Source organism: Novosphingobium sp. MD-1 (assembly GCF_001014975.1).
Classification (GTDB): domain Bacteria; phylum Pseudomonadota; class Alphaproteobacteria; order Sphingomonadales; family Sphingomonadaceae; genus Novosphingobium.
On the sequence record NZ_BBXA01000030.1, the window covers coordinates 166,101 to 192,028 of the forward strand.

Below are 25,928 nucleotides of genomic sequence, written 5' to 3' on the forward strand. Positions count from 1 at the left end.
CGCCGGGCCGCTTGCTTTTGTACCCGGTTTGGCTGGTTTGGGCGCGTGTCCCGACAGCGAACGATCGGACGGGGATAGTGCCAGCCGGATTTCAAGCGGCTAAGGCGGGCGCGTGACTGAAGACACTTGGCGATTCTGGGTCGATCGCGGCGGCACCTTCACCGATGTCGTGGCGATAGCGCCCGATGGTGCGTTGCACCGCGCAAAACTCCTGTCCGAAGATCCCGGCCGCTATGACGATGCGGCCGTCGAGGCGATGCGTCGGTTGACTGGCGCGCGCGCGGGAACGGCACTGCCGCCAGCCGAACTGCGGCTGGGCACGACCGTGGCCACCAACGCCCTGCTCGAACGCAAGGGGGAGCCGACGCTGCTGGCGATCACGCGCGGGTTTGGCGATGCCCTGCGCATCGGTACGCAGGAACGGCCCGACATCTTCGCGCGAAAAATCGATCTTCCGCTGCCCCTGTTCGCGCAAGCCGTGGAAATCGACGAGCGGGTCATGGCCGATGGCACGGTGCTGGCCGCGCTGGATGAAGATCGCGCCCGCGCCGCGCTGCAATCCGCGTTCGATCACGGGCTGCGTTCCATCGCGATCGTGCTGATGCATGGCTGGAAGTATCCCGCGCACGAGGCCGCGCTCGCCCGTATCGCGGCGGAGGTGGGGTTCGGGCAGATTTCGGTCAGCCATCGCGTGGCCCCGCTGATCAAGCTGATCGCGCGGGGCGATACGACCGTGGTTGATGCCTATCTCTCGCCTGTCCTGCGCCGCTATGTCGCTGGCCTCGAAGCGGGGCTGGGGCCGGCGGTCGCGGCGCTATACATGCAGTCGAGCGGGGGCCTTGCGGCGGGTGAGGCGTTCCATGGGAAAGACGCCGTGCTCTCCGGCCCGGCCGGGGGCATCGTCGGCATGGCGGCCACGGCGAAAGCGGCGGGTTTCGCGCAAGTCGTGGGTTTCGACATGGGCGGCACCTCGACCGACGTTTCGTACTACGCCGGCAGCTACGAGCGCGAGGTCGAGGCGCGGGTGGCGGGATCGCGCATCCGCGCCCCGATGATGCGCATTCATACCGTGGCGGCGGGAGGCGGCTCGATCTGCCGGTTCGACGGCACCCGATTCCTGGTCGGTCCGGAATCGGCCGGCGCGGTGCCGGGGCCGGCGTGTTACCGGCGCGGCGGTCCGCTCGCGGTAACCGACTGCAACCTGTTGCTGGGCAAGTTGCAGCCCGATCATTTCCCGCATGTGTTCGGGCCGGATGGCAACGAACCGCTCGATCGCGACGCGGTGGAACGCCGCTTCGCCGAACTGACCGCGCACGTCCACGCGGCTACCGGGCGCGCGGTTTCGCCCGAGGAGGCGGCCGAAGGGTTCCTGCGCATTGCCGTTGCCAATATGGCCAACGCGATCAAGGCGATTTCCGTGCGGCGGGGCCATGACGTCACGCGCGCCACCCTGGCCTGCTTCGGCGGCGCGGGCGGGCAGCATGCCTGCCTGGTAGCGGATGCGCTGGGGATCGATACCGTGCAGTGCCATCCGCTGGCGAGCGTGCTTTCCGCTTATGGCATGGGCTTGGCCGACCGGCGCGCGGTGCGTGAGGCCACGCTGGGGTGCCTGATGGATGCGGAGGGTGCGGACGCTATCGCCCATACGGTCGGTCTGCTGGGGCACGCGGCGGAGGCCGAACTGGTCGCCGGCGATGGCAGGCGGGCCACCTTGCGCCGCGAGGTGACGCTGCATCTGCGGCCGCAGGGGACAGAGAACACGATCGAGGTGGCCTATGCCCCGCTCGAGGCGATGCGAACCGCTTTCGCGGCGGATTGGCAGCACCGCTTCGGCTTCGCGCCCGAAGGGGCGATCGTGGCCGAGGCCGCACGGGTCGAGGCGGTGGCGGTCTCGCGCCATGCCGACGTACCGGTGGCCGTTCTGCCCGAACGATCCGGGCCGCCAGCGGGCACCGTCTCGATGTTCACCGCCGGCGAACGCCATGCCACGCCGCTCTACCGGCGCGAGGATCTGGCCTTCGGTTTCGCGGCAGACGGGCCGGCGCTGATCGTCGATCCGGTATCGACCACGGTGGTCGAGCCGGGCTGGCGCGTGGACGTCGATGCCATCGGCAACCTCATCCTGCGTCGGGCACAACCGCGCACCGTGGACCGCGCGGCGGATACCGCGCTCGATCCGGTGCGGCTGGAGATCATGAGCGGGCTGTTCATGGCCGTGGCCGAGGAAATGGGCGCGGCGCTCCAGCACAGCGCTTCGTCCGTCAACATTCGCGAGCGGCTCGATTTCTCCTGCGCGCTGTTCGACCGGGACGGCAGCCTGATCGCCAACGCGCCGCACATGCCGGTGCATCTGGGATCGATGGGCGAAAGCGTGCGCACCGTGCTGGCCCGGCGCGGGCAGGGGCGGGACGGGCGCGGGCTGCGCTCCGGCGATGCCTATGTCCTCAACGCGCCGTATGATGGCGGCACCCATCTGCCCGACGTGACGGTGGTGATGCCGGTGTTTGCCGAAGAGAGCGATGCGGCGCCGGCCTGGTTCGTTGCCGCGCGCGGCCATCACGCGGACATCGGCGGGATCGCGCCCGGATCGATGCCACCGGGCAGCCGCACGCTGGACGAGGAGGGCGTGCTGCTCGACAACGTGCTGCTGGTGGACGAAGGGCAGTTGCGCGAGGCGGATCTGCGCGCGCGCCTATCGTCCGGGCGCTGGCCTTCGCGCAACGTGGACCAGAACATCGCGGACCTGAAGGCGCAGGTCGCGTCCTGCGCGCGGGGAGCCTCGGAGCTGCGGCGAATCGCCGCGGAGCAGGGCAGGGCGGTGGTCGATGCCTATATGGGCCACGTGCAGGATCACGCCGAGGCCGCCGTGCGCGCGCTGCTCGACCGGCTGGCCGACGGGCGCTTCACCTATGCGATGGACAACGGCGCGCAGGTCTCTGTCAGCGTGGCGATCGATCGCGCGGCCCGCCATGCCACGATCGATTTCACCGGCTCCAGCCCGCAACTGGGCGACAATTTCAACGCGCCGCTGCCGGTCGTGCGCGCCGCCGTGCTTTATGTGGTGCGCACGCTGATCGACGATGCGGTGCCGATGAACGAGGGATGCCTGCGCCCGCTGACCGTGGTGGTGCCCGAAGGGTCGATGCTCCGCCCGCAAGCGCCCGCCGCCGTGGTGGCCGGGAATGTCGAGACCAGCCAGGTGGTGACCGACGCGCTGTTCGGCGCGCTGGGGGCGATGGCGGGGGCGCAGGGAACGATGAACAACTTCACCTTCGGCAATGCGCGCCACCAATATTACGAGACGATCGCCGGCGGATCGGGCGCCGGGCCGGATTTCGACGGAACGGCGGTGGTGCAGACGCACATGACCAACAGCCGCCTGACCGATCCCGAAGTGCTGGAAACCCGCTTCCCGGTGCTGCTGGAGGAGTTTTCCATCCGACGCGGCTCGGGCGGGGCCGGCCATCATCGCGGTGGCGATGGCGCGGTGCGGAGAGTCCGGTTTCTCGAAGCGATGGAGGCGGGCATCCTGTCCAACCGCCGGATCGTGCCGCCATTCGGCCTGCATGGCGGCGCGGACGGGCAACCCGGGGGCAACCGGATCGAGCGGGCGGATGGGCGTGTCGAACACCTGCCCGCCACCGCGTCTGCCGCGATGGAACGAGGCGACGTGTTCGTGATCGAAACGCCGGGTGGTGGCGGTTACAGTCCGCCGGACGAAGTTGTCGTGGATTAGGCAAGGTTTTCTACCGCTGCGATTGACTTTCGCGTGCGAGACGGTTTTGTGTCTCCATGCTCTCGCAGAAGACGCGTTACACCATCAGGGCCTTGCAGCATCTTGCCGATACCTTCGGACAGGGGCCGGTGCGGCTGGATGCGATTGCCGATGCGCAGAACATTCCGCGCAAGTTCCTGACCGTGATTCTGTCGGAAATGGCGCGCGAGGGAATCGTCGTTTCGCAGCGCGGGCGCGAAGGGGGATACGAACTGGCCCTGCCGCCGGTGGATATCCGCTATGGCGACATCATCCGCCTGACGCGCGGCAGTCTTGCGCTGGTGCCCTGCGCCAGCCGCAACGCGCACGAAACCTGCACGAACTGCCTGCCGGAGGCGGAATGCCGGCTGCGCGGCCTGATGCTTCAGTTGCGCGATGAAATGGCGGCGATGCTGGACCGGATCACGCTGGCCGATCCGATTCCGGTGATCCCGCCGTTCGAGGACGCGTGATCTTCGCGTGCGCCGTCACATCCTGAAATCGATGCATGCACAACTTCACTTGGCGTTCATGGGGGCGCTGGCTATAGGGCTGCCATGACGTTTATCGCCCATGGCCGCACCCCGCTGCGGATTGCCGTTCTCGCCGCCGCCACCGCCGCCCTTGGGCTGACCGCCGGTTGCGCCGGCGGCGCGCGTTCCAAGAAGGACGTGGCCTATGTCGCGCGGGACGTCGATACGCTCTACATGGCGGCGAAGGAACGGCTGGATCAGGGCAACGCCAAGCAGGCGGCGGCGCTGTTCGACGAAGTGGAGCGCCAGCATCCCTATTCGCCCTGGGCGCGCCGCGCGCAGCTGATGAGCGCGTTCAGCTACTACGCCGCGCGCGATTACGCCAAGGCGACGCAATCGGCTCAGCGCTTCCTGTCGATTCACCCCGGCAACAAGGACGCGCCCTACGCCTATTACCTGATCGCGCTGTGCTATTACGAACAGATCAGCGACGTGACGCGCGATCAGAAGATCACCTTGCAGGCGCAGACCGCGCTCAACGAAGTGATGCGCCGTTTCCCGAATACCGATTATGCCACCGATGCGCGGCTGAAGATGGACCTGGTGAACGATCACCTTGCCGGCAAGGAAATGGAGATCGGCCGCTTCTACCAGCGCAGCGGCAAGTGGCTGGCGGGCACCCTGCGGTTCCGCGTGGTGGTCGACAAGTATCAGCAGACCAGCCACACGCCCGAAGCGCTCTATCGCCTGGTCGAAAGCTATCTGGCCCTCGGCGTGCCGGAAGAAGCGCAGAAGGCGGCGGCGGTGCTGGGCAACAACTATCCCGGCAGCGAATGGTATCAGAAGGCCTATCGCCTGATGAACAGCAAGGCCCCCGGCGCTAACGCGGCCTGATCGCGATCCGGAGCGGGTGAGCCCGCCCCGGAGCCTTGCTCAATCCGGAACGTAGACCGGTTTGCGCTTTTCGAGGAAGGCGCGCATCCCTTCTGCGAAGTTCGGGCTGCTCGATGTCATGATCTGGTTGCGATTCTCGATCGCCATCGCCGCTTCGAGGCTGGGGGCATCGACCGCGAGGTTGAGCCCTTCCTTGGTCATGCGCAGGCCCTTCGGCGAAGCCATCAGCATTTCATCGACATAGCTCTGTGCCGCATCGGCCAGCCGTTCGTCCGGCACCACTTCCGAAACCAGCCCGGTCGCCAGCGCGCGTGGCGCGTGGATGAAGCGGCCGGTCAGCATGAGTTCGGACGCCACGGAAACGCCGACGAGGCGCGGCAGGAAATAGCTGACGCCCATGTCGCACGAGGAGAGGCCCAGCCGGATGAAGGCGGCGTTCATGCGGGCGCTTTCGCCGGCAATGCGGATGTCGGACGCCAGCGCGAAGGCGAAACCGCCGCCACAGGCCGCGCCCTGGACCAGCGCGATGATCGGCTGCGGACAGCGCCGCATCTTGACGTAGACATCCGCCAGATAGCCCTGGAAGCCGAAGCCGCCGCCAAAGGGAATGGCGGCGCGTTCGTCCTCGCTGCGCTCCTTGATGTCCAGCCCGGCGCAGAACGCCCGGCCAGCTCCGCGCATCACCACGATCCGCACGGAGCCATTGTTGTACAGCCCTCCGAAATAGGCGTTGAGTTCGCGCACCATCTCCAGCGAGATGGCGTTCATGGCCTCGGGCCGGTTCAGCGTGAGCCAGTCGACCGGCCCACGGCTTTCGACAGTGATGGTGTTGTAGTGTTCCGCCATGAATTCGAATCCTCTCTGCGGTGAAGCGTAGAGGAAGGGGCGGGCATCATGGAAGAGGGGGGAGCGCGTCTTTAGAGCGCCCCCCCTTCCTGGGGATGCGTCAGGCGAAGGCGGGAACCTGTTGCTGGTGCGCCTCGGTCAGTGCCGTCTGGAACTGGTCGGTGGCCCGGTCCCAGCTGTAGCTTGCGCCATGGACAGCGGCACCCAGCCGGTCACAGCGCAGGGCGTCGGCGATGGCGTGGTCCAGATTGTCGCGCAGAGCGCCCACTCGCATGGGAAGGTCGCCGCCGGGGCCGTGGCCGTCCACTCCCACGATGTCGAGCGGACCCGGCACGGGGAAGGCCGCCACCGGCAGGCCGCATGCCAGCGCTTCGATCATGACGAGGCCGAAGGTATCGGTACGGCTGGGGAACACGAAGACGTGCGCCGAGCAATAGGCCCGCGCCAGCTGCTCGCCCGCCAGCGCGCCCAGGAAGGTCGTTTCGGGGAAGGCTTCGCGCAGGCGGACGAGATCGGGTCCGTCGCCGACCACGACCTTGCTGCCGGGAACCGTGCTGGTGAGGAAGGCTTCCAGGTTCTTCTCGATTGCCACGCGCCCGACGTAGAGCATCACCGGGCCGGGAAGCGCGGCCATTTCGGGCAGCGGATCGTGCTGCGGATGGAACAGCGAACGGTCGATTCCGCGCGACCACAGGCGCGCACGGCCGATGCCCTGCGCCGCCAGTTCGCCCGCCAGCGTGGGCGTGGACACCAGCACGGCGCGCGAATGGTTGTGGAACCGGCGCATCACCGGCCAGAAGTGCGAGGCGTCCAGCCCGGTACGCACCGCCGCATAGTCCGGGAAGCGGGTGTGGAACGCGGTGGTGAAGGGCGTGCCGGTGCTCTTGCACCAGCCCCGCGCGCTCCAGCCGATCGGGCCTTCGGTGGCGATGTGGACAACATCGGGCGCGAAGTCCTTCAACGTGCGCCGCGTGCCGAAGCGCGGGGCCATCGCCAGCCGGATCTCGCTGTAGCCGGGCAGGGGCAGCGTGCGGAACTGGCTGGGCGTTATAAGCTCGACCTCGTGCCCGCGCGCATTCAGGCGATCCACCGTGGTGGACAGGGTGCGGACGACGCCGTTGACCTGCGGGTGCCAGGCATCGGTGCAGATCGCGATTCTCATGCCGGTTCCTCCTCGCGCGCGGTGGACGGGGCGGAGTGCTTGCCGTGCTTCATCTCCGCCTCGCGCGTTTCCGCTGCCCAGTCGACGATAGCGATCGCGCCCTGATGATCCTCGACCAGCGCGGTGCAGCTTTCGACCCAGTCGCCATCGTTGTAGTAGGTCACATCGCCGATCTGGCGGATCTCGGCGCAGTGGATGTGGCCGCAGACCACGCCGTCCACGCCCTGTTCGCGCGCCGCGTGGGCCACGGCTTCCTCGAAGTCGCAAACGAACTGGACCGCGTTCTTCACGCGCTTCTTGAGGTAGGCCGAAAGCGACCAGTAAGGCAGCTTGAACTGGCGGCGCAGCAGGTTGAACCAGCGGTTCGCGCGCAGCAGGAACTCGTAGGCCTTGTCGCCCAGGAACGCGAGCCAGCGGGCATAGAGCACCACGCCGTCAAAGCCGTCGCCATGGGTAACGAGCAGGCGACGCCCGTCGGCGGTGGTGTGGATCGCCTCCAGCGCCAGTTCCACGCCGCCGAAGCTCATACCGGCGTAAGGGCGCAGCATCTCGTCATGGTTGCCCGCGATCAGCACCACGCGCGTGCCCCGGTGCGCCATCTTGAGCACGCGGCGGATCACCTCGTTGTGGGCATCCGGCCAGTACCAACCCTTTTTCAGCCGCCAGCCATCGACAATGTCGCCGACCAGGTAGAGCGTTTCGCATTCGATGGAGGCCAGGAAATCCAGCAGCATCGCCGCGTTGCAGCCGCGCGTGCCCAGGTGGATGTCGGAAATCCATACCGTCCGGACCTTGCGCTTGGGCCGGAAGCCGCGTGGTTCGGGCAGGTCGAGCCACGCCGGAACGGAAGTGGCTAGTTCGGTGACCGTCTGGAACGTGGACCGGAACGCTGGCTTGGCTTGGCGTTGCTTGGGCATGGCCGTGCCTCCTTTGCGGTTGTTTTCAGCGAATCCCTTGCCCCAATCAGGTTGCGGGTGTGTGGCGCGGTGTCACAGGGCTGAAACAAGCCGTGAACGGATGGTGACGGCGCGTTTCCGAACGGCTAAGAACACTCGCCCATGCTGACCGGACTATCCATCCGCAACATCGTGCTGATCGAGGCACTGGACCTTGCGTTTCCAGGCGGACTCGGTGTGCTCACCGGCGAGACCGGCGCGGGCAAGTCGATCCTGCTCGATGCGCTGGGGCTTGTGCTGGGCGATCGGGCCGATGCCGGCCTTGTGCGCGCGGGCGAGGATCAGGCAAGCGTGACCGCCACGTTCGAGTTCGATCGCCTGCCCGATCCGATCCGCCATGCGCTGGCCGAAGCGGACGTGGAGATCGAACCGGGCGAACCGCTGATCGTGCGCCGGCGGCTGCGCGCGGCGAGCGGCGATGCCGGGACCGGAACTGGCGGGGGCAGCAAGGCCTTTATCAACGACCAGCCGGTGGGCGTGGCGCTGCTGCGCGAAATCGCGCCGGCGCTGGTCGAACTGCATGGGCAGCATGACGACCGGGGGTTGGTGAACGCGCGCGGGCACCGCATGTTGCTCGATCGCTATGCCCGCGCCGATACCGGCGCCGTGGCAGCCGCCTGGGACAAGTGGCGCGCTGCCGAAACCGCGCTAGCGACCGCCAGGGCGCGGGTGGAAGCGGCGATGGCGGAGCAGGATCTGTTGCTCGCCCATCTTGCGGAACTGACCACGCTGGCGCCGGTGATCGGCGAGGAGGAAGACCTCGCGCTGCAGCGTGCGGCGATGCAGAAGGGCGAGCGGCTGTCCGGCGATCTCGCCGAATTACAGCATTTGTGGGCCGGGTCCGATTCCGCGCTGGCTTCGTTGCGCGCGGCGGCGCGGCGGCTCGATCGCATCGCGGCGGAGCATCCGCTGCTGGCTGAAGCGCTCGAGGCGCTGGACCGCGCGGTGATCGAGGCGAGCGAGGCGGAGGACAAGCTCTCGGCGGCGGCGGAAGCGCTGGCGCATGATCCGCAGGCGCTCGACCGGATCGAGACGCGGCTGTTCGACCTGCGCGGCGCGGCGCGCAAGCATGGCTGCACGCCCGATGAACTGCCCCACCGGATGCACGAGATGCGTCTGGCGCTCGATGCCATCGAAGGCGGCGAAGCGCAGATCGGCGCGTTGCAGCGCGCGGCGCAGGAGGCGGGGCTGGACTATCGCGCCAAGGCCGAAGCGTTGTCCGTCACCCGCGCCGATGCCGCGCGCCGGCTGGACAAGGCGGTGGCCGCCGAACTGGTGCCGCTGAAGCTGGACGCCGCCCGGTTCCATACCGCCGTTCTCCGCCTGCCCGAGGACCGCTGGGGGCCGGGTGGTATTGACGCGGTGGAATTCCTGATCGCGACCAACCCCGGCGCGGATTTCGCGCCGCTGGGCAAGATCGCCAGCGGCGGCGAGCTTTCGCGCTTTATCCTGGCGCTCAAGGTGGCGCTGGCGGAGGAAGGCGGCGCGGCGACGGTGATCTTCGACGAGATCGACCGGGGCGTGGGCGGCGCGGTTGCCAGCGCGATCGGCGAACGTCTGGCACGGCTGGCGCACAATAACGGCCGGGGCGGCGGACAGCTTCTGGCGGTCACGCACAGCCCGCAGGTCGCCGCGCGCGGCAACGCGCATTACCTGATCGCCAAGTCCAGCCAGGGCGTCGTGACGCGAACGTCCGTGGTGCTGCTGGACGCCGCCGGCCGGCAGGAGGAAATCGCGCGGATGCTGTCCGGCGCGGAGATCACCGCCGAAGCGCGGGCGCAGGCCGACCGGTTGCTGGAGCAGGCGTGATGTTCGTCAGCCGGCGCACGATGATCGGCGGTGCCGCCGCCGCCATGTTGCTGGCTGGCCGGGCGTGGGGAATGGAAGCGCATACCATGGAAGAAATCGATGAATCGCAGGTCTATGGCCTGATCGGGCAGATGAAGGCCGCGCCCGGCCGCCGTGACGAACTGATCGGCTATCTGGTCGAGGGAAGCGCGGCCATGCCGGGCAATCTCGGCTATCGGGTGTGGAAGGACCGCGCGGACGCGGACGCGATCTGGATAACCGAAGTGTGGAAGGACGAAGCTTCGCACAAGGCGAGCCTGCAACTGCCGCAAGTGCAGGAAGCCATCCGCAAGGCGCGGCCGATCATTGCTGGTTTTGGCGCGCGTGCCGAAGTGTCGCCCGTTGGCGGAGCGGCGCCGGAATGACGGCGCATCCGCTTGACCGGCCGGTGTGGAACTCGCTGCGCGGCCGTCTGTCCGCGCTTGCGTCCGGGGATGACGCCGTGGTCCGGATCGATCCGCGATATGGTCCGTTCGCGGCTTGCGCTCCGGGGCGGAACGATGCGCTTGCCGGGGTGCTGGGGGAGGCCGGAGAGGAAATCTGGCTGGTGGAACCTGAACTGGTCGAACCCCCAGCGGGAATGGTGGTCGTGCGCACCGCGCCCCTGCTCCAGATGGTGGCCGATAGTCCCCTGCCTGAGGCCGGGCACGATGACGGGATCACGGTGCTGGGGGAGAACGATGCTGCTGACATGGCGGCCATCGCTACCGCCACCGCGCCGGGGCCATGGGGCACGCTGACGCACCGCTATGGCACCTTTTACGGAATCCGGCGGGAAGGGCGGCTGATCGCCATGGCCGGCGAACGCTTGAAGCCCGCCGATGGCTTCGCCGAACTGAGCGGGGTCTGCACGTATCCCGAATTTCGCGGACAGGGACTGGCGCGCCGGCTGATCCTGCGCGTCATGGCGGGCTTTGCGGCGCGGGGCGAAACGCCGTTCCTGCACACTTATGCGGTCAATGCGGGAGCGATCGCGCTCTATGAAACGCTTGGTTATCGGGCGCGGCGTGAACTGGTGGTGACGGTGCTGGGGAAGGCCGCATGAGCGTGGAAGGCATGAGCGAGGCCGATGTCGCCAACGAACTGATGCGGCTGGCGCGCGCCATCAATCGCGCCAACAAGCTGTATCACGCGGAGGACGCGCCCGAGATTCCCGATGCGGAATACGATGCACTGGTGCGCCGCAATGCCGAACTGGAAGCGGCGTTCCCGCACCTGGTCCGCGCCGACAGCCCCACCAACGCGGTTGGGCACGAGGTCAGCGCCTCGCCCCTGTCCAAGGTGGCGCACGAGGTTCGCATGATGAGCCTCGACAACGCGTTCTCCGACGAGGAAGTCGGGGAATTCGTCGCGCGCGTGCGGCGCTTCCTGGCGCTGCCGGAGGACGCGGAAGTCGTGATGACCGCCGAGGACAAGATCGACGGGCTATCGTGTTCGCTGCGCTACGAGAACGGGCATCTCGTCCGCGCCGCCACGCGCGGCGACGGGCAGGTGGGCGAGGACGTGACCGCCAACGTCGCGCATATCCGCGACATTCCGCAGGACCTGAAGGGCGATGGCCTGTTCGACATCCCCGCCGTGTTCGAGATCCGGGGCGAGGTCTATATGGCCAAGGCCGATTTCCTCGCGCTCAATGCCGCACAGGCGGAAAAGGACGAGAAGATCTTCGCCAATCCGCGCAACGCTGCCGCCGGCTCGCTGCGCCAGAAGGATGCGAGCGTCACCGCCAGCCGGCCCCTGCGTTTCCTGGCCCACGGCTGGGGCGCGGCGAGCGCGGTGCCGGAACAGACGCAGTTCGCGATGATGAAGCGGATCGAGCGCTGGGGCGTGCCGGTTTCGCCGCTACTGGTCCGTTGCGGCAGCACGGCGGAGATGCTGGCGCATTATCGCGCTATCCAGCAGGCCCGCGCGGATCTGTCCTATGACATCGATGGCGTGGTCTACAAGGTCGACCGGCTGGACTGGCAGCAGCGGCTGGGCTTCGTCGCCAAGGCCCCGCGCTGGGGCATGGCGCACAAGTTCCCGGCCGAACGCGCCGAGACCACGCTGGAAGCGATCGACATCCAGGTAGGCCGCACCGGCAAGCTGACTCCGGTGGGGCGGCTGAAGCCCGTGCTGGTCGGCGGCGTCACCGTCACCAACGTCACCCTGCATAACCGCGACGAGATCGGCCGGCTGGGCGTGCGCGTGGGCGATCGCGTGGTGCTGCAGCGCGCGGGCGACGTGATTCCGCAAGTGGTCGAGAACCTGACGCGCGACGAACCGCGCGATCCCTATCACTTTCCCGATCACTGCCCCGAATGCGGTTCGGAAGCGGTTGCGGAGGAAGGCGAGGTCGATGTCCGCTGCACCGGGGGGCTGATCTGCCCGGCGCAGCGCACCGAACGGCTCCGGCACTTCGTCAGCCGCGCCGCGCTGGATATCGAGGGGCTGGGCGAGAAGACGATCGCGGAGTTCTTCGCGCTCGGCTGGCTGGAAAGCCCGGCCGATATCTATCGCCTGCGCCAGCGGCGTGACGAGATCGTGGGGCGCGAGGGCTGGAAGGACAAGTCTGTCGATAACCTGTTGATGGCGATCGAGGCCACGCGCCAGCCCGACGCCGCGCGCCTGCTGTTCGGCCTGGGTATCCGCCACGTGGGCGCGGTGACCGCGCGCGACCTGCTGAAGCGGTTCGTGACGCTGCCGAAGCTGCGGGCGGTGGTGGAGCGGGCACATTCGCCCTTCGCGCCGGCGCAGCCGGACGCGGAAGCACCCGATGCCCTTTCGCCGGACGTGCTCGAAGCGAGGGCCGAGTTGCTGTCGATCGACGGCGTGGGGCCGGTGGTGGTCGAGGCGCTGGGGGACTTTTTCCATGAGCCGCATAACGTGGCGGTGTGGGACGATCTCCTGTCCGAAGTCTCGCCGCCGGACTATGTCGTGGAAACGAAGGACAGCGCGGTCGCCGGCAAAACCGTGGTCTTCACCGGCAAGCTGGAAACGATGAGCCGCGACGAGGCCAAGGCGCAGGCCGAGGCGCTGGGCGCGCGGGCGGCGGGGTCTGTGTCTGCCAAGACCGACCTGATCGTGGCCGGGCCGGGCGCGGGCAGCAAGCTGAAGAAGGCGGCCGAACTCGGCATAGAAGTCATCGACGAGGCGGCCTGGGCCGACATCGTCCGGAACGCGGGATAAGGATCATGGCCTGGCATACCTGGTGGCTCTATGCGGTCACCGTTTTCTTCGTGTCGGCCACGCCGGGGCCGAACATGCTGCACGTCATGGCGCGCAGCGTCGAACTGGGGCTGGCGCGGTCGTTCGCGGCGATGGCGGGGTGCTTCATCGCGGTGTTCGGCCTGCTGACGGCGTCGGCATTGGGGTTGAGCGCGTTGCTGCTGGCGATTCCCGGCCTGTTCACCGTGCTGCGCTATGCCGGCGCGGCCTATCTCGTGTACCTCGGCTACCGGTCGTGGACGGCCGATGATGCCGCCATCGATATCGGCGAGGGCGAGGTCGATCGCGGCCTCTCGACCTGGCGCGTGTTCCGCACCGCTTTCGTCATCGGGATCAGCAATCCCAAAGCGCTGCTGTTTGCGGCGGCCTTCCTGCCGCAGTTCATCGATGCCACGCAGCCCAAGTTGCCGCAGTTCGGCGTGATGGTGCTGACGTTCTCGGTGATCGAGATTTCGTGGTACTTCGTCTATGCGCTGGGCGGCCGGGGCATTGCCGGGTTCCTGACGCGGCCGGGACTGAAGAAGGCGTTCAACCGCCTGACGGGCAGCATCTTCGTGGCCTTCGGGTTGGCGCTGGTGGGATCGCGCGCGTGACGATCGAGGAACTTGCCGCGATCGGCGCCGAAGCAGGGGCCCTGCTGAAGGCGCGGGGCGAGACACTGGCCGTGGTCGATGGCGCGACGGGTGGCTTGATGTCGGCCGGGCTACTGGCCATGCCGGGCGCGTCGGCGTTCTTCCTGGGCAGCGGCGTGGTCTATACGCTGAAGGGCCGGCGGATCGTGCTGGGGCACGAGCCGGGATCGCTGCGCGGGCTGACCTCGGCCACGGAAAGCTACGCGCTGGCGCAGGCGGACCTGATCCGCAAGCGCTATGGCGCGGACTGGGGGCTGGCCGAAACCGGTGCGGCGGGGCCGGGCACGCACCCGCTGGGCGTGCCTTCCGGCACCAGCGCCGTGGCGGTGGTCGGGCCGGGCGTTTCGGCGTCCGCGATGGTTTCGACCGGCAGCGAGGAGCGGCTGGCCAACATGACTGCTTTCGCCCGCGCGGGACTGATGCTGCTGCACGATACGCTGGCGGCGCGCTGAGCTACCAGCGCTTCGACCATTCGGGCAGCGCGCCTACGCGACTTTTGCGCACCGCGCCACCCTGCCGGCGGCGCAGCCACAGGATCGACCAGTCGCCCCGCACCAGGCGCGCGGCAAGGCGCAGACCGGCACGGCGATAGGCGGCGCGCACCGCTGGTTCCTGCGTTTCGAGCAGACCGGCCAGCAGCACCGAGCCGCCGGGGGCGACCGCGCCGGCGAAGGCGGGGGCAAGTTCGGTCAATGGCCCCGCCAGGATATTGGCGATGAGCAGGTCATAAGGCGCGCTGGCGGCGAGCAGCGGGTGATCCATCCCGGCGGCGACGACCATGGTCAGCGCGCCGGAACCATCGCCAATCGCCACGCCGTTGCCTTGCGCGTTCTCGAGCACCACCGGCGCGCAGACCGCATCGATGTCGCTGGCGATGGCGCGTGCGGACGGCCAAAGGTGCATCGCGGCGAAAGCGAGCAGGCCAGTGCCGGTGCCGATGTCGGCCAGATTGCGCACGATCGTCCCTTGCGCCTTCATGTGCGCCAGCATGGCGAGGCAGCCGGCGGTGGTGGCGTGCTGGCCGGTGCCGAAGGCCTGGCTGGCGGGAATCACGAAGTTGCGGATGCCCGGCTCCGCGCGCGGCGGATATTCGGGCGTATGGACGTGGAACGGGCCTTCGTCGATCGGCTCGACCCCGGCCTGGCTCAGCGTGACCCAGTCCTCGTCCGGCAGTTTCTCGATCAGCAGATCGGGTTCGGCATCCGCGAACAGCGCGGTGATCGCCGCCTTGTCCGCGCGCCCCGGCTTGCGCGGAAGCCACGCTTCGAGCTGCCAGTCCTCCGGCTTGTCCTCGGCGATCTCGCTGCCGGCGATGACAATGTCGGCATCCCAGTCGAACACGTCCTCGTGCGCGGTGAGCGCGGCCTGGATGACGGGACGCGGCGCGTAAACGGTGATTTTCCAGCTCATGGTCGTGGCGTCGTGTCCTTCAGGGCCTTGTTCAACCGATCCTGCGCCCCATCGACGAGCACACGGCAGGCGCCGGGATCGCGCAGTGGCGCTTGCCCGGCCATCCGTTCGATCAAATCGCTGGCCGACGGGTGCGGGGTGAGCAGGATGCCGCAATCCCACGCACGCACGCGGGCGAAAGTGCGGCGGAACATGGCCACGCGGTCAGGGTGATCCGCGAAGCGGTAGCTGCCCAGCGGCAGAGCGGTCAGGCTGTCGACATAGGTGAAGCGCTGGCAGCCGGCGTTGCCGCCGCAACTGGTCCACCGCCAGCTGGTCGAACCTTCGGTATGGCCGGGCGTTGCCAGCGCGGTCAGCGCCAGCGGCCCCACGCGCAACACTTCGCCATCGCGCAGCACGCGATCGACGCGGACCGGCGCGAAGGGATCGATGTGGCCGGCCTGCGGATCGGCGGGGCTGGTCTTGCCGCTGGTCAACGCCGGCAGCCCCGCGCGCAGCGCCGCGATCTTCGCGCCGGTGGCGCGTTGCAGCGTGGCCAGGCCGCCGACATGGTCGAAATGCTCGTGGCTGGTCACGATCCAGCGGATCGTGCGCGGATCGACGCCGGCGGCGCGGATGTTGGCAAGGATCGAAGGCGCGGCCTGTTCGGTCACGGCATCGATCAGCACATTGCCCTGTGGCGATGTGAGCAGGATCGCGCTGACAGTGCAGGTGCCGACGTACCACACGTTGCCATAGATGCGCGCGGCGGGCGCGGGATCGGAAAAGCTGTCCTTGCCCTCGCAGGCGGACAGGATCGCCCGCGCCGCCACGGGATCGGCGGGCGCCGGCGCGGTGGCGGCATGGGCGGGGGGAGCGCCGGCCAGCAAAAGGGCGGCAAGGGCAAGCGCTTTAGCGGACATAGCTGGCTCCGTTGGCGTCGATCACCGCGCCGGTCATGCTGGGAGGCGCGTCGAGCGCGCAGAATACCGCGATGGCGGCGATTTCGTCGGGCGTGGCGACGCGGCCCAGCGGAATGTCCGCCAGCAGGCCGGGGCCGCCCCGGGTTGCGAGATAATCGCCCGCCATGGCCGTATCGGTGAAGCCCGGCGTGATCGCGTAACTGAGGATGCCCTTCGCCGCATAGCCGCGCGCGATGGTCTTGTGCAGCGCCAGCATCCCGCCCTTTGCGGCGGCATAGTGCCAGTGCTCCGGCGAGTCTCCCCGATAGCCGGCGCGGCTGGCGATATGAACGATGCGCCCTGCCACGCCGCGCTCCAGCCAGTGCCGCACGGCGAAGCGCGATAGCTGCGCGGCGGAGGTCAGGTTGATCCGCAGCGTGTCCTCCCACCCGTCGAGCCAGGCGATGTCGGACCGGTCGAGCGGGTTCGCCTCGAACAGGCCGGCATTGTTGACCAGCACATCGATCGTGCCGCCCGCCTGGGCCAGGGCGGCCTGCCACAGCTGTTGCGGCGCGGAAGGGGCGGACAAGTCGGCGGCCAGCGTTCCGGCGCGGGGTGTGTTGCCATGCCGGATGGCGTGGGCTCCGCGCGCATCCAGGCTCTTGGCGATGGCTGCGCCGATGCCGCGCGACGATCCGGTGACGAGGACGTGGGGGAAGGTCATGAAGTTCCTCTTGCAGTCGGTTTCGTTGCGGTGCAACCGCGTCGGCGCCGAGCGGGGCGAATTGTACTTTGGTCCGCTTGCACAGGTCGGCATTTCGACTAATACCGAATCGCTTCCCGATCGCGGCCCAAAACGCGATCGCCAACCATTTTAGGGGGTTCACATGGCGCAGGCGCGCAGCAACCGGCCGATTTCGCCGCATCTCCAGATCTGGCGTTGGGGGCCGGCCATGCTGGTTTCGATCCTTCACCGCGTTACCGGCAATGGCCTGGCTTTTGCCGGTCTTGGCCTGCTCCTGTGGTGGGTCGGCGCGATCGCCAGCGGTCCCGAAGCCTATGCAAGCTTCCTGGGCTGGGTCTGGACCGGCACCGGCGGCGCGCTCCAGTTCGTCACCGCCATTCTGGGCAAGATCGTGTTCGTGGGCCTGACCTGGGCGTTCTTCCAGCACCTCGCCAGCGGCGTGCGCCACCTGATCCTCGATATCGGCGCCGGTTACGAACTGCACGCCAATGCGCGCTGGTCGGTTGTCACGCTGATCTTCTCGATCGCTTCCACCATCCTTTTCTGGGCTTTCCTGCTGCTGCGCTAAGCGCCGGCAGGGTCCATTCAAACGTCGGGGATACCATGGGTAACGGAACCTCAATCGGACGCGTCCGCGGGCTGGGCTCCAGCCACCAGGGCGCGCATCACTGGCTGCTCTCGCGTCTGACCGCGGTCGGCAACATCGTTCTCATACCGTTCCTGCTGGCCAGCCTGGCGCTGCTGCCGGCCTACGATTATGCGACGGTCCATGCCTGGGCGGCGCGTCCGCTCTCGTCCACGGCGCTGATCCTTATCATGATCAACACGTTCTATCACGCGCGCCTTGGCGTGCAGGTGATGCTCGAGGACTACCTGCACGAGGATGCCGGCAAGTTCACCGCCTGGCTGCTCGTCAACCTCGTGCCTTTCGCCGGTGCCGCTTTCGGCATCCTTTCGGTTCTCCGCATCGCTCTCGGGGGCGCCTGATCCATGGCTTCTTCTGCTTCCACCCAGCCCGCCTACAAGATCATCGACCATACCTATGACACGGTCGTGGTCGGCGCGGGCGGTTCCGGCCTGCGCGCCACGATGGGCAGCGCCCAGGCGGGCCTGCGCACGGCCTGCATCACCAAGGTCTTCCCCACGCGCTCGCACACCGTGGCGGCGCAGGGCGGCATCGCCGCCTCGCTCCAGAACAACACGCCGGATCACTGGACCTGGCATATGTACGATACCGTCAAGGGATCGGACTGGCTGGGCGACCAGGACGCGATCGAATACATGGTGCGCGAGGCGCCAGCGGCGGTGTACGAGCTGGAGCACGCGGGCGTGCCGTTCAGCCGCAACAAGGACGGCACGATCTACCAGCGTCCGTTCGGCGGCCACATGCAGAACATGGGCGAAGGCCCGCCGGTGCAGCGCACCTGCGCGGCGGCGGACCGCACCGGCCACGCCATGCTCCACGCGCTGTACCAGCAATCGCTGAAGTACGACGCGGACTTCTTCATCGAATACTTCGCGATCGACCTGATCATGGAAAACGGCGAATGCCGTGGCGTGATCGCGATGTGCCTCGATGACGGCTCGATCCACCGCTTCCGCAGCCACGCGGTCGTGCTGGCGACGGGCGGCTACGGCCGTTGCTACTTCACCGCCACCTCGGCCCATACCTGCACCGGCGACGGCGGTGGCATGGTGCTGCGCGCCGGCCTGCCGCTGCAGGACATGGAATTCGTGCAGTTCCACCCCACCGGCATTTACGGCGCGGGCGTGCTCATCACCGAAGGCGCGCGCGGCGAGGGCGGCTACCTCACCAATTCCGAAGGCGAGCGCTTCATGGAGCGCTATGCCCCTTCGGCGAAGGACCTCGCCAGCCGCGACGTCGTTTCGCGCTCGATGGCCATGGAAATCCGCGAAGGCCGTGGCGTTGGCCCGCACAAGGACCACATCTACCTGCACCTCGATCACATCGATCAGAAGGTGCTGGCGGAACGCCTGCCGGGCATTACCGAAAGCGGCAAGATCTTCGCCGGCGTGGACCTGACGCGCCAGCCGCTGCCGGTCGTTCCCACGGTCCACTACAACATGGGCGGCATCCCGACGAACTACCACGGCGAAGTCGTGACGATCGGCGCCGACGGCAACCCCGAAACGGTCGTCCCCGGCCTGTTCGCGGTGGGTGAGGCGGCCTGCGTTTCGGTCCATGGCGCTAACCGCCTCGGCTCGAACTCGCTGATCGACCTCGTGGTGTTCGGCCGCGCCACCGGCCTGCGCCTGAAGGAACTGGTCAAGCCCGGTACCGCGCACAACTCGCTGCCCAAGGACAGCGCGGACCTCGCGCTCGGCCGCCTCGACCACTTCCGCAACGCCAAGGGTGGTTCGCCGACCGCGGAAATCCGCGTGGAGATGCAGCGCACGATGTCGGGCCACGCAGCGGTGTTCCGCACCGACGAACTGATGGCCGAAGGCAAGGTGAAGCTGGGCGAAACCTACCAGCGTATGCAGGACGTTAACGTGTCCGACCGTTCGCTGATCTGGAACTCGGACCTGATCGAGACGCTGGAACTCGACAACCTGATCGCGCAGGCGTCGGTCACCATGCACGGCGCCTACAACCGCAAGGAAAGCCGCGGCGCCCACGCGCACGAGGACTTCCCGAACCGCGACGACAAGAACTGGATGAAGCACACTGTCGCCTGGTTCGACGGCTGGGGCGGCCAGGGCGGCGGCGTGAAGCTGGATTACCGCCCGGTCCACGAATACACGCTGACCGACGATGTCGAGTACATCAAGCCCAAGGCCCGCGTGTACTGATCGATCTTCGCGGACACGCGAACAGCAAAAGACCCCCGGAGCGATCCGGGGGTCTTTTCATTTGGCGTTTATGATTTTTGGACACGCACCATCGTCATTGCGAGGAGACGCAGTCGACGAAGCAATCCAGAGTCACGCTCAAGCCGCTCTGGATTGCTTCGCTACGCTCGCAATGACGATCGCTTAAGGCAAGAGTTTGCAAGTGACATGATCGTCTTTCATTTCTATCGCCGCCGCGGCGTGGGCTGGACGACCGCGCGCGATTCGTAGCGGGTGCCGTCCTTGCTCTCCTTCGTGTCGCGGCTTTCCGCCTTGCTGTTGCGGTCCTCGGCCTCGCGCGTGGCGGTCAGCCGGGCGACATCGGCGGCGCTGGCGGCATGGGCCGGATAGCGGCAGCCGCGCTGCTGCCCCACGCCCTTGATGAAGGCGCGACGGACGGAACCGGCATAGAGCGCGACCTGCCATTGGCGCTGGTTCTCGTTGGCGCCCGAAATCTCGCGGATGATGCCGCCGAACGGGATTAGCGATCCCACCACCGACTTGGCTAGCGATCCCACGGTGTTACCGCGTTTTTCGCCCGCAGTCTTTTCCTCGACCACGTCGATGTCGTCGCCCAGCACGGCGTCGAGCCGGCGCACTTCGCCCTGCAGATCGCTGCACCGGCGCAGGCCGGTCAGATCATAGGGCTTGTCGCGGGCGTTCAGAAGGATGGGCGGAATATCCTCCTTCTTGAGGTTCATGTCCGACAGTGGCTTGGTCACCACGTCGCCGGCGGTCACGTCCTTGGGGGCGACCGCCGTCTGTGCCGAACCGCCGGCCGGGATCAGGCCGACGGTGAGCGTGGCGCAAAGGGCCGCGAGGGAAACGAGGCTTTGTTTCGTCATCGGTAAACTCCCCGGTTTGGAGAGAATACGCCCATTGCCGCTTCGGGTTCCTTAGGGCCTCATTGCCGAAGGTCGGAGAAGGTGTCGCACTGGTCCTCGTCGGCGGTTTCGATGCCCTTGCGCAGCCAGGTCATGCGCTGTGCGGCGCTGCCATGGGTGAAGGCGGCTTCCACCGGACGACGCCCGGCCGCCTTCATCAGCGTATCGTCGCCGATCTGGTGCGCGGCCTTCAGCCCTTCCTCGATGTCGCCCGGCTCGATCCGGTCCTTGTTGAGCCCGGCCCAGACGCCGGCATAGCAATCGGCCTGCAATTCCAGCCGTACCGAGAGTTCGTTGGCGCGGGAAGGATTGCGCTGTTGCAGGCTGTGGACCTGATCCGACAGGCCCAGCAGGTTCTGGATGTGATGGCCATATTCGTGCGCCATCACGTAATCGCGCGCGAAATCGCCGCCCGCGTCCATCTGCTTGTCCATCTCGGTGTAGAAATCGGTGTCGATGTAGATGCCCTGGTCCGGCGGGCAGTAGAACGGCCCCATCGCGCTTTGCGCCGCGCCGCAGCCTGATTGGCCCTGCTGCGAATAGAACACCAGCTTCGGTGCGCGAAACGCGATCCCGGCCTTGTCGAAGCGCGGCTTCCACGTCTTGTTGAGCGAGGATAGCGCGTTGCAGCTTTCGCGGCTGAAGGGGTTCACGGAGCAGATTTCCTGCACGCTGGAACCGCCGCCCGCCTGCGCCGGGCCGGCGGGAAGGCTCTGCTGCTCCTGGGTCTGCTGCTGGAGCGAGCCGAGCATCTGGGCCGGATCGGCACCGAACACGAAGACCGCGATCAGCGCGATCACGATAGTGCCGCAGCCGAGCCGCCCGCCCGCGCCGCCGATGACGGGAAAGCCGCGACCTCCGCCGCCGCGCTGATCCTCCACGTTGATCGAATCGTCGAAGTCGTCGAGCCGCATCGTCTTGTCTGCCTGTCCTTTCCGGTCCCGGCTGCCGCTATGGCACAGAAAGGCCTGATCTGGCCAATACCGCGAACGAACCTGCCCAGCTGTGGTTCATCTTTTGAACCCAAAGGAGGAACTTGCGCCGGCTTCGGGCATTTGCCAGCACGGGTCTGCGTTGAAGCGTTTGGGGGCGTCGATGAGTCGTGTTGGCAGGCTTCGGCTGGTTCGGGCGACGGCGGTGGCCGTGGCCGGGCTGTCGCTGCTCAACGCCGCTTCGCCCGTGTCGCGGCGGGACACGCCGCTGGAAGCCGCGCTGCGCAGTCATGTGGTCACGCTATCCAGCGAGGAATTCGGCGGCCGCGAGCCGGGCACCGACGGCGAGACGAAGACGTTGCGCTATCTTGCCCGGCAATGGTTCGACATCGGGCTGGAATCGGGCACGAACAATCCCGGCAGTGCGTGGTTCGCCCCCGTGGAACTGGTGGAGCGCGTGCCGGCTGCCTCGCGCGTGGCGTTCCGCCGCGGGAAACAGCGGCTGGCGGTTTCGCAGGACGGGGCTTTCGTCGTCACGTCCGGCCTGCGCAGCCTGGTGGAGAATGCGCCGGTGCTGTTCGTGGGGCACGGCACCGGGCCGGTGCCGCCGCGCGCGGAACTGGCGGGTCGGATCGCGCTGATGCTCGACAGCCTGCCGCCGGGGACAGCCTCCGCCGCGACCGAGGACCGGCCGGGGCGTCTGCTCGATGCCGGCGCATCGGCGGTGATCGTGGTGCTGGACGGCGATCGGCGCATCGACGAAGTGACGGCCCGCCGTCGGCGCGCGGGCTATGCGCTGGCGGGCGGGCAATTGGGCGGGGACATCGAGGCTTTCGTGACTCCGGCCTTTGCCGGGCAGATGCTGGCGGGTGGCGCCGCGCGCGATGTGGTCGCCCTGCGGCACGAGGCGGCCGCGGCTGGCTTTGTTCCGCGCCTGCTGGGCGTGGAAGGATCGCTGGAAGCGACCAGCACGGAAACGCGCGTGCGGACGCACAACCTGATCGGCAAGATCGAGGGGCGCAATCCCGCCGCCGGCGCGGTACTGGTGATGGCGCACTGGGATCACTTCGGCCAGTGCGGCACGCCGCCCAGGCTTTGCCCCGGCGCGGTCGACAATGCGTCGGGCGTTGCGGTGATCACCGAAGTCGCGCGCAGCCTGGTGCGCGGGCAGGCGCGCGGCGCCAAGCCGATGGACCGCGATGTCTATTTCGTCGCTACCACGGGCGAGGAGCTGGGTCTGCTGGGTGCGATGGCGTTTGCCGAGAACCCGCCGCTGCCGCTCGACAAGGTGGTGGCCGCCTTCAATGTCGACAGCACGGGGCTGGTGCCGGCCGGGCGGCCGGTCGCGATCGTCGGTCGGGGCATGACCGGGCTCGATGCGGGGATCGGCCGCGTGGTGGCGCGGATGAAGCGCAGGCTGGCGAACGACGATGCTGCGAACGCCTTCGTGCGGCGGCAGGACAGCTGGGCGCTGATGCAGCACGATGTACCGGCGGTGATGGTCAGCAGCAGCTATGGCGATCCCGAACGGCTCGACCGGTTCATGAAGGAGCGCTACCACACCCCGGCGGACAAGGCGGACCTGATCGAGGTGGGCGGCATGGCCGATGACGTGACGCTGCACACCGAACTGGTGCGCGAATTCGCCGACGCGAAGCGCGTTCCGGCGCCCGGATCGGGCGGCGGTGCGACCAAAGGCGCTACCCCCTAGCGCAAACCGCCCGGCTTGATTACATGGGCCGCCACGATTCTCCCCGGACTGAAAGTGGCAGCACCATGGATATCCCCCTCGGCCTTACCTTCGACGACGTTCTTCTGCGTCCCGGCGAGTCCGATCTGCTGCCATCGCAGGCCGATACCCGCACCCGCCTGACCAGCGCGATCTCGCTCAACATTCCGGTGCTGTCCTCGGCGATGGACACCGTGACCGAGGCGGACATGGCGATCGTCATGGCGCAGCTGGGCGGCATTGGTGTGCTGCACCGGAACCTGACCGTGGAGGAACAGGCGGCAGCGGTCCGCGCGGTCAAGCGCTTCGAAAGCGGCATGGTGGTCAACCCGATCACGATCGCGCCCGATGCCACGCTGGGCGAGGCGCAGGCGATCATGCGCGCCAACAAGATCAGCGGCATTCCGGTGGTGGAGCCAAGCGGCAAGCTGCTTGGCATCCTTACCCATCGCGACGTGCGGTTTGCCGACAATCCGGCGCAGCCGGTGCGCGAACTGATGACGCACGAGAACCTGGCCACGGTGAAGCTCGGCACCAGCGGCGACGATGCGCGCCGCCTGCTGCACCAGCGCCGGATCGAAAAGCTGCTGGTGGTGGACGATGCCTTCCACTGCATCGGCCTGATCACGGTGAAGGACATCGAGAAGGCCGTGACGTTCCCCAGCGCCACCAAGGACGCGGCGGGCCGCCTGCGCGTGGCCGCCGCCACAACCGTGGGCGAAAAGGGGCTGGAGCGCACGCAGGCGCTGGTCGAGGCCGAATGCGACGTGATCATCATCGATACCGCGCATGGCCATAACCGCGATGTCGCGCGCGCGGTGGAAGCCGTGAAGAAGCTTTCCAACACGGTGCAAGTGATCGCCGGCAACGTCGCCACGGGCGAGGCGACGCGCGCACTGATCGATGCCGGGGCGGACGGCATCAAGGTGGGCATCGGGCCGGGATCGATCTGCACCACGCGCATCGTCGCGGGCGTGGGCGTGCCGCAGCTGACCGCCGTGATGGAATGCGCCGAGGAAGCCGATCGCAGCAATGTGCCGGTAATCGCCGATGGCGGCCTGCGCACCTCGGGCGATGCGGCCAAGGCGCTGGCGGCGGGCGCCAGCTCGATCATGATCGGTTCGATGCTGGCCGGCACCGAGGAAGCGCCGGGCGAGACGTTCCTTTACCAGGGCCGGGCCTACAAGTCCTATCGCGGCATGGGGTCGGTCGGCGCGATGGCGCGCGGTTCGGCCGATCGCTATTTCCAGCAGGACATCAAGGACCAGATGAAGCTGGTGCCCGAAGGCATCGAGGGACAGGTGCCCTACAAGGGACCGGCCAAGGACGTGGTCCACCAGCTCGTTGGCGGGATCAAGGCGGCGATGGGCTACACCGGCAGCGCCACGATCGAGAGCCTGCGTAAGAATGCCAAGTTCGTGCGCATCACCAACGCGGGCCTGCGCGAAAGCCACGTCCATGACGTGACGATCACGCGCGAGGCGCCGAACTACCCCACGCGGTGACCCCCGCCGCGCGCGTCCAGGCCGCGATCGACATCCTTGACGCGGTGATCGCGGCGGCGGCCCGGCAGGGCGCGTCGGCAGACCGGATCGCGGCGGAGTGGTTCCGGGCGCGGCGCTTCGTGGGATCGAAGGACCGCCGCGCGATCCGCGAACTGGCGTGGAACGCCATCCGCGCCTGCGGTGAAGCGCCGGCGAGCGGCCGCGCCGCGATGCTGCGGCTGGCGGCGGAGGATTCCGTGCTGGCCGCCCTTTTTGATGGTTCCACCTATGGTCCCGCGCCGATCACGCCGGGCGAACCGGCGGCGGCGGGCGGCATTGCGCCGCGCTGGCTGGAGGAGGCGCTGCTGGCATCGGGCCTGGACGCCAACGAGCAGGGCGCGTTGCTGGGCCGGGCGCCGCTGGACCTGCGGGCCAACCGGCTGAAGACCACGCGCGAGGAACTGGCCGCGCGCCTGCCGGTGGCGGCGGAGCGCACCGTCGCGCCGGACGCGCTGCGCCTGCCGGCGGGCACCGCGGCGGAAAGCTGGCCCGAATTCGCGCAAGGGTTGTTCGAAGTGCAGGACACGGGCAGCCAGCTCGCCTGCGCGGCGCTGGCGGTCCAGCCGGGCGAAAGCGTGATCGACCTGTGCGCGGGCGCCGGCGGCAAGACGCTGGCGCTGGCGGCGGCGCTGGAGAACCGAGGGCATCTGCTGGCCTGCGATATCGACCGGCCGCGCCTGTCGCGCTTGCCCGAACGCGCGGCGCGGGCGGGAGCCATCGCGGAAACGCGGCTGCTCGATCCGGACCGCGAAGCGGCGATGCTGGCGGACTGGGCGGGCAGGGCGGATGCCGTGCTGATCGATGCGCCCTGTTCGGGCACGGGCACCTGGCGGCGCAATCCCGAGGCGCGCTGGCGGTTGTCGCCCAACGCGATCGCACGGTACGCGGCGACGCAGGCGCGCTTGTTGCGCGTGGCGGCCGATCTGGTGCGTCCGGGCGGACGGCTGACCTATATCGTCTGTTCGCTGCTCGATGCCGAAGGCGCGGACGGGGTGGCTGCGTTTCTGGCCGAAAGGCAGGACTGGCGGTCCGATCTCCCGACGATGCCGGCCGGGCGGGCACGGGGGGCGGGATGGCGCCTCACGCCGGCACATGACGGGACCGACGGGTTTTTCTTCTCGACGCTTCGCCGCCTATGATAGATGATATGGCCATGACCGCCGGATCACCACGCCCTG

General features: G+C 68.0%; 23 protein-coding genes. 15 read left to right on the forward strand and 8 right to left on the reverse strand.

Annotated features, from left to right (window positions below):
* The first annotated feature begins 112 nt into the window (after positions 1-112).
* From NMD1_RS13900 to NMD1_RS13910, 3 genes are all read left to right on the forward strand, one after another.
* Complete coding sequence (locus NMD1_RS13900) at positions 113-3,736, forward strand: hydantoinase B/oxoprolinase family protein (protein ID WP_125955204.1); 3,624 nt, start codon at positions 113-115, stop codon at positions 3,734-3,736.
* A 56-nt stretch (positions 3,737-3,792) separates the two neighbouring features.
* Entirely contained in the window at positions 3,793-4,227 is a 435-nt protein-coding gene (locus NMD1_RS13905) for an Rrf2 family transcriptional regulator (RefSeq protein WP_124809758.1), read from the forward strand.
* Positions 4,228-4,311: 84 nt separating this feature from the next.
* Complete coding sequence (locus NMD1_RS13910) at positions 4,312-5,121, forward strand: outer membrane protein assembly factor BamD (protein WP_124809759.1); 810 nt, start codon at positions 4,312-4,314, stop codon at positions 5,119-5,121.
* A gap of 39 nt (positions 5,122-5,160) precedes the next feature.
* Here the strand turns inward: NMD1_RS13910 and NMD1_RS13915 are convergent, their stop codons facing one another.
* From NMD1_RS13915 to NMD1_RS13925, 3 genes are all read right to left on the reverse strand, one after another.
* Positions 5,161-5,967: an enoyl-CoA hydratase/isomerase family protein gene (locus NMD1_RS13915; protein ID WP_124809760.1), complete on the reverse strand. Its 807-nt coding sequence runs from the start codon at positions 5,965-5,967 to the stop codon at positions 5,161-5,163.
* Between the two features lie 100 nt (positions 5,968-6,067).
* Positions 6,068-7,129 carry a glycosyltransferase family 1 protein gene (locus NMD1_RS13920; protein ID WP_125955205.1) on the reverse strand — a complete coding sequence of 354 codons (1,062 nt, stop codon included), beginning with the start codon at positions 7,127-7,129 and terminating at the stop codon, positions 6,068-6,070.
* A complete protein-coding gene (locus NMD1_RS13925; protein WP_223806655.1) occupies positions 7,126-8,046 on the reverse strand; it encodes a UDP-2,3-diacylglucosamine diphosphatase in 921 nt (306 codons plus the stop codon). Before NMD1_RS13925 ends, NMD1_RS13920 begins: the two co-directional genes overlap by 4 nt.
* A 141-nt stretch (positions 8,047-8,187) precedes the next feature.
* Here NMD1_RS13925 and recN point away from each other — a divergent pair, with 141 nt between their 5' ends.
* Genes recN through NMD1_RS13955 form a run of 6 tightly spaced genes read left to right on the forward strand, consistent with a single transcriptional unit; the run spans position 8,188 to position 14,224 of the window.
* Positions 8,188-9,894 carry a DNA repair protein RecN gene (gene recN, locus NMD1_RS13930; protein ID WP_125955206.1) on the forward strand — a complete coding sequence of 569 codons (1,707 nt, stop codon included), beginning with the start codon at positions 8,188-8,190 and terminating at the stop codon, positions 9,892-9,894.
* Entirely contained in the window at positions 9,894-10,298 is a 405-nt protein-coding gene (locus NMD1_RS13935) for a putative quinol monooxygenase (protein WP_125955207.1), read from the forward strand. The genes recN and NMD1_RS13935 overlap by 1 nt, the downstream gene beginning before the upstream one ends.
* Complete coding sequence (locus NMD1_RS13940; RefSeq protein WP_125955208.1) at positions 10,295-10,978, forward strand: GNAT family N-acetyltransferase; 684 nt, start codon at positions 10,295-10,297, stop codon at positions 10,976-10,978. The genes NMD1_RS13935 and NMD1_RS13940 overlap by 4 nt, the downstream gene beginning before the upstream one ends.
* Positions 10,975-13,101 (forward strand): NAD-dependent DNA ligase LigA, encoded by a 2,127-nt coding sequence (gene ligA / locus NMD1_RS13945; RefSeq protein ID WP_125955209.1) that lies wholly within the window; start codon positions 10,975-10,977, stop codon positions 13,099-13,101. Before NMD1_RS13940 ends, ligA begins: the two co-directional genes overlap by 4 nt.
* A 5-nt stretch (positions 13,102-13,106) precedes the next feature.
* Positions 13,107-13,733 (forward strand): LysE family translocator, encoded by a 627-nt coding sequence (locus NMD1_RS13950; RefSeq protein ID WP_124809766.1) that lies wholly within the window; start codon positions 13,107-13,109, stop codon positions 13,731-13,733.
* Positions 13,730-14,224 (forward strand): CinA family protein, encoded by a 495-nt coding sequence (locus NMD1_RS13955; RefSeq protein ID WP_125955210.1) that lies wholly within the window; start codon positions 13,730-13,732, stop codon positions 14,222-14,224. The genes NMD1_RS13950 and NMD1_RS13955 overlap by 4 nt, the downstream gene beginning before the upstream one ends.
* Before the next feature lies 1 nt (position 14,225).
* Here NMD1_RS13955 and NMD1_RS13960 read toward each other — a convergent pair whose 3' ends face one another.
* Genes NMD1_RS13960 through NMD1_RS13970 form a run of 3 tightly spaced genes read right to left on the reverse strand, consistent with a single transcriptional unit; the run spans position 14,226 to position 16,787 of the window.
* Positions 14,226-15,182 carry a 50S ribosomal protein L11 methyltransferase gene (locus NMD1_RS13960; RefSeq protein ID WP_125955211.1) on the reverse strand — a complete coding sequence of 319 codons (957 nt, stop codon included), beginning with the start codon at positions 15,180-15,182 and terminating at the stop codon, positions 14,226-14,228.
* Positions 15,179-16,084, reverse strand: a complete 906-nt coding sequence (gene bla / locus NMD1_RS13965) for a subclass B3 metallo-beta-lactamase (RefSeq protein WP_125955212.1) — start codon at positions 16,082-16,084, stop codon at positions 15,179-15,181. Before bla ends, NMD1_RS13960 begins: the two co-directional genes overlap by 4 nt.
* Positions 16,074-16,787, reverse strand: coding sequence for an SDR family NAD(P)-dependent oxidoreductase (locus NMD1_RS13970; protein WP_125955213.1), 714 nt, complete (start codon positions 16,785-16,787; stop codon positions 16,074-16,076). The genes bla and NMD1_RS13970 overlap by 11 nt, the downstream gene beginning before the upstream one ends.
* Positions 16,788-16,950: 163 nt before the next feature.
* Here NMD1_RS13970 and sdhC point away from each other — a divergent pair, with 163 nt between their 5' ends.
* From sdhC to sdhA, 3 genes are read left to right on the forward strand one after another with little or no spacing between them, the layout of a single operon-like run.
* Complete coding sequence (gene sdhC, locus NMD1_RS13975; protein ID WP_124809770.1) at positions 16,951-17,376, forward strand: succinate dehydrogenase, cytochrome b556 subunit; 426 nt, start codon at positions 16,951-16,953, stop codon at positions 17,374-17,376.
* A 35-nt stretch (positions 17,377-17,411) separates the two neighbouring features.
* On the forward strand, positions 17,412-17,795 hold the full coding sequence (gene sdhD, locus NMD1_RS13980) for a succinate dehydrogenase, hydrophobic membrane anchor protein (protein WP_124809771.1): 384 nt from the start codon (positions 17,412-17,414) through the stop codon (positions 17,793-17,795).
* Between the two features lie 3 nt (positions 17,796-17,798).
* Positions 17,799-19,622 carry a succinate dehydrogenase flavoprotein subunit gene (gene sdhA, locus NMD1_RS13985; RefSeq protein ID WP_124809772.1) on the forward strand — a complete coding sequence of 608 codons (1,824 nt, stop codon included), beginning with the start codon at positions 17,799-17,801 and terminating at the stop codon, positions 19,620-19,622.
* 224 nt (positions 19,623-19,846) lie between these two features.
* On the opposite strand, the gene NMD1_RS13990 is transcribed toward sdhA, so the two are convergent.
* Positions 19,847-20,506 (reverse strand): hypothetical protein, encoded by a 660-nt coding sequence (locus NMD1_RS13990; RefSeq protein WP_190287264.1) that lies wholly within the window; start codon positions 20,504-20,506, stop codon positions 19,847-19,849.
* Positions 20,507-20,565: 59 nt separating this feature from the next.
* Complete coding sequence (locus NMD1_RS13995) at positions 20,566-21,459, reverse strand: neutral zinc metallopeptidase (RefSeq protein ID WP_125955214.1); 894 nt, start codon at positions 21,457-21,459, stop codon at positions 20,566-20,568.
* Positions 21,460-21,640: 181 nt separating this feature from the next.
* Here NMD1_RS13995 and NMD1_RS14000 point away from each other — a divergent pair, with 181 nt between their 5' ends.
* From NMD1_RS14000 to NMD1_RS14010, 3 genes are all read left to right on the forward strand, one after another.
* Positions 21,641-23,188 carry a M28 family metallopeptidase gene (locus NMD1_RS14000; protein WP_125955215.1) on the forward strand — a complete coding sequence of 516 codons (1,548 nt, stop codon included), beginning with the start codon at positions 21,641-21,643 and terminating at the stop codon, positions 23,186-23,188.
* 65 nt (positions 23,189-23,253) lie between these two features.
* Complete coding sequence (gene guaB / locus NMD1_RS14005) at positions 23,254-24,711, forward strand: IMP dehydrogenase (RefSeq protein ID WP_125955216.1); 1,458 nt, start codon at positions 23,254-23,256, stop codon at positions 24,709-24,711.
* Positions 24,708-25,889, forward strand: coding sequence for an RsmB/NOP family class I SAM-dependent RNA methyltransferase (locus NMD1_RS14010; protein ID WP_125955217.1), 1,182 nt, complete (start codon positions 24,708-24,710; stop codon positions 25,887-25,889). The genes guaB and NMD1_RS14010 overlap by 4 nt, the downstream gene beginning before the upstream one ends.
* The last annotated feature ends 39 nt before the right edge of the window (positions 25,890-25,928 follow it).

What these genes read in the sequence shown, in the direction of transcription:
- NMD1_RS13905 (WP_124809758.1), top strand. Translation starts at nt 3,793, where the DNA reads ATGCTCTCGCAGAAGACGCGTTACACCATCAGGGCCTTGCAGCATCTT.
- NMD1_RS13990 (WP_190287264.1), bottom strand. Translation starts at nt 20,506, where the DNA reads ATGACGAAACAAAGCCTCGTTTCCCTCGCGGCCCTTTGCGCCACGCTC.
- ligA (WP_125955209.1), top strand. Translation starts at nt 10,975, where the DNA reads ATGAGCGTGGAAGGCATGAGCGAGGCCGATGTCGCCAACGAACTGATG.
- NMD1_RS13910 (WP_124809759.1), top strand. Translation starts at nt 4,312, where the DNA reads ATGACGTTTATCGCCCATGGCCGCACCCCGCTGCGGATTGCCGTTCTC.
- NMD1_RS13935 (WP_125955207.1), top strand. Translation starts at nt 9,894, where the DNA reads ATGTTCGTCAGCCGGCGCACGATGATCGGCGGTGCCGCCGCCGCCATG.
- NMD1_RS13960 (WP_125955211.1), bottom strand. Translation starts at nt 15,182, where the DNA reads ATGAGCTGGAAAATCACCGTTTACGCGCCGCGTCCCGTCATCCAGGCC.
- NMD1_RS13920 (WP_125955205.1), bottom strand. Translation starts at nt 7,129, where the DNA reads ATGAGAATCGCGATCTGCACCGATGCCTGGCACCCGCAGGTCAACGGC.
- NMD1_RS13950 (WP_124809766.1), top strand. Translation starts at nt 13,107, where the DNA reads ATGGCCTGGCATACCTGGTGGCTCTATGCGGTCACCGTTTTCTTCGTG.
- NMD1_RS13915 (WP_124809760.1), bottom strand. Translation starts at nt 5,967, where the DNA reads ATGGCGGAACACTACAACACCATCACTGTCGAAAGCCGTGGGCCGGTC.
- bla (WP_125955212.1), bottom strand. Translation starts at nt 16,084, where the DNA reads ATGTCCGCTAAAGCGCTTGCCCTTGCCGCCCTTTTGCTGGCCGGCGCT.
- sdhD (WP_124809771.1), top strand. Translation starts at nt 17,412, where the DNA reads ATGGGTAACGGAACCTCAATCGGACGCGTCCGCGGGCTGGGCTCCAGC.
- NMD1_RS13940 (WP_125955208.1), top strand. Translation starts at nt 10,295, where the DNA reads ATGACGGCGCATCCGCTTGACCGGCCGGTGTGGAACTCGCTGCGCGGC.
- recN (WP_125955206.1), top strand. Translation starts at nt 8,188, where the DNA reads ATGCTGACCGGACTATCCATCCGCAACATCGTGCTGATCGAGGCACTG.
- NMD1_RS13925 (WP_223806655.1), bottom strand. Translation starts at nt 8,046, where the DNA reads ATGCCCAAGCAACGCCAAGCCAAGCCAGCGTTCCGGTCCACGTTCCAG.
- guaB (WP_125955216.1), top strand. Translation starts at nt 23,254, where the DNA reads ATGGATATCCCCCTCGGCCTTACCTTCGACGACGTTCTTCTGCGTCCC.
- NMD1_RS13970 (WP_125955213.1), bottom strand. Translation starts at nt 16,787, where the DNA reads ATGACCTTCCCCCACGTCCTCGTCACCGGATCGTCGCGCGGCATCGGC.
- sdhA (WP_124809772.1), top strand. Translation starts at nt 17,799, where the DNA reads ATGGCTTCTTCTGCTTCCACCCAGCCCGCCTACAAGATCATCGACCAT.
- sdhC (WP_124809770.1), top strand. Translation starts at nt 16,951, where the DNA reads ATGGCGCAGGCGCGCAGCAACCGGCCGATTTCGCCGCATCTCCAGATC.
- NMD1_RS13995 (WP_125955214.1), bottom strand. Translation starts at nt 21,459, where the DNA reads ATGCGGCTCGACGACTTCGACGATTCGATCAACGTGGAGGATCAGCGC.
- NMD1_RS14000 (WP_125955215.1), top strand. Translation starts at nt 21,641, where the DNA reads ATGAGTCGTGTTGGCAGGCTTCGGCTGGTTCGGGCGACGGCGGTGGCC.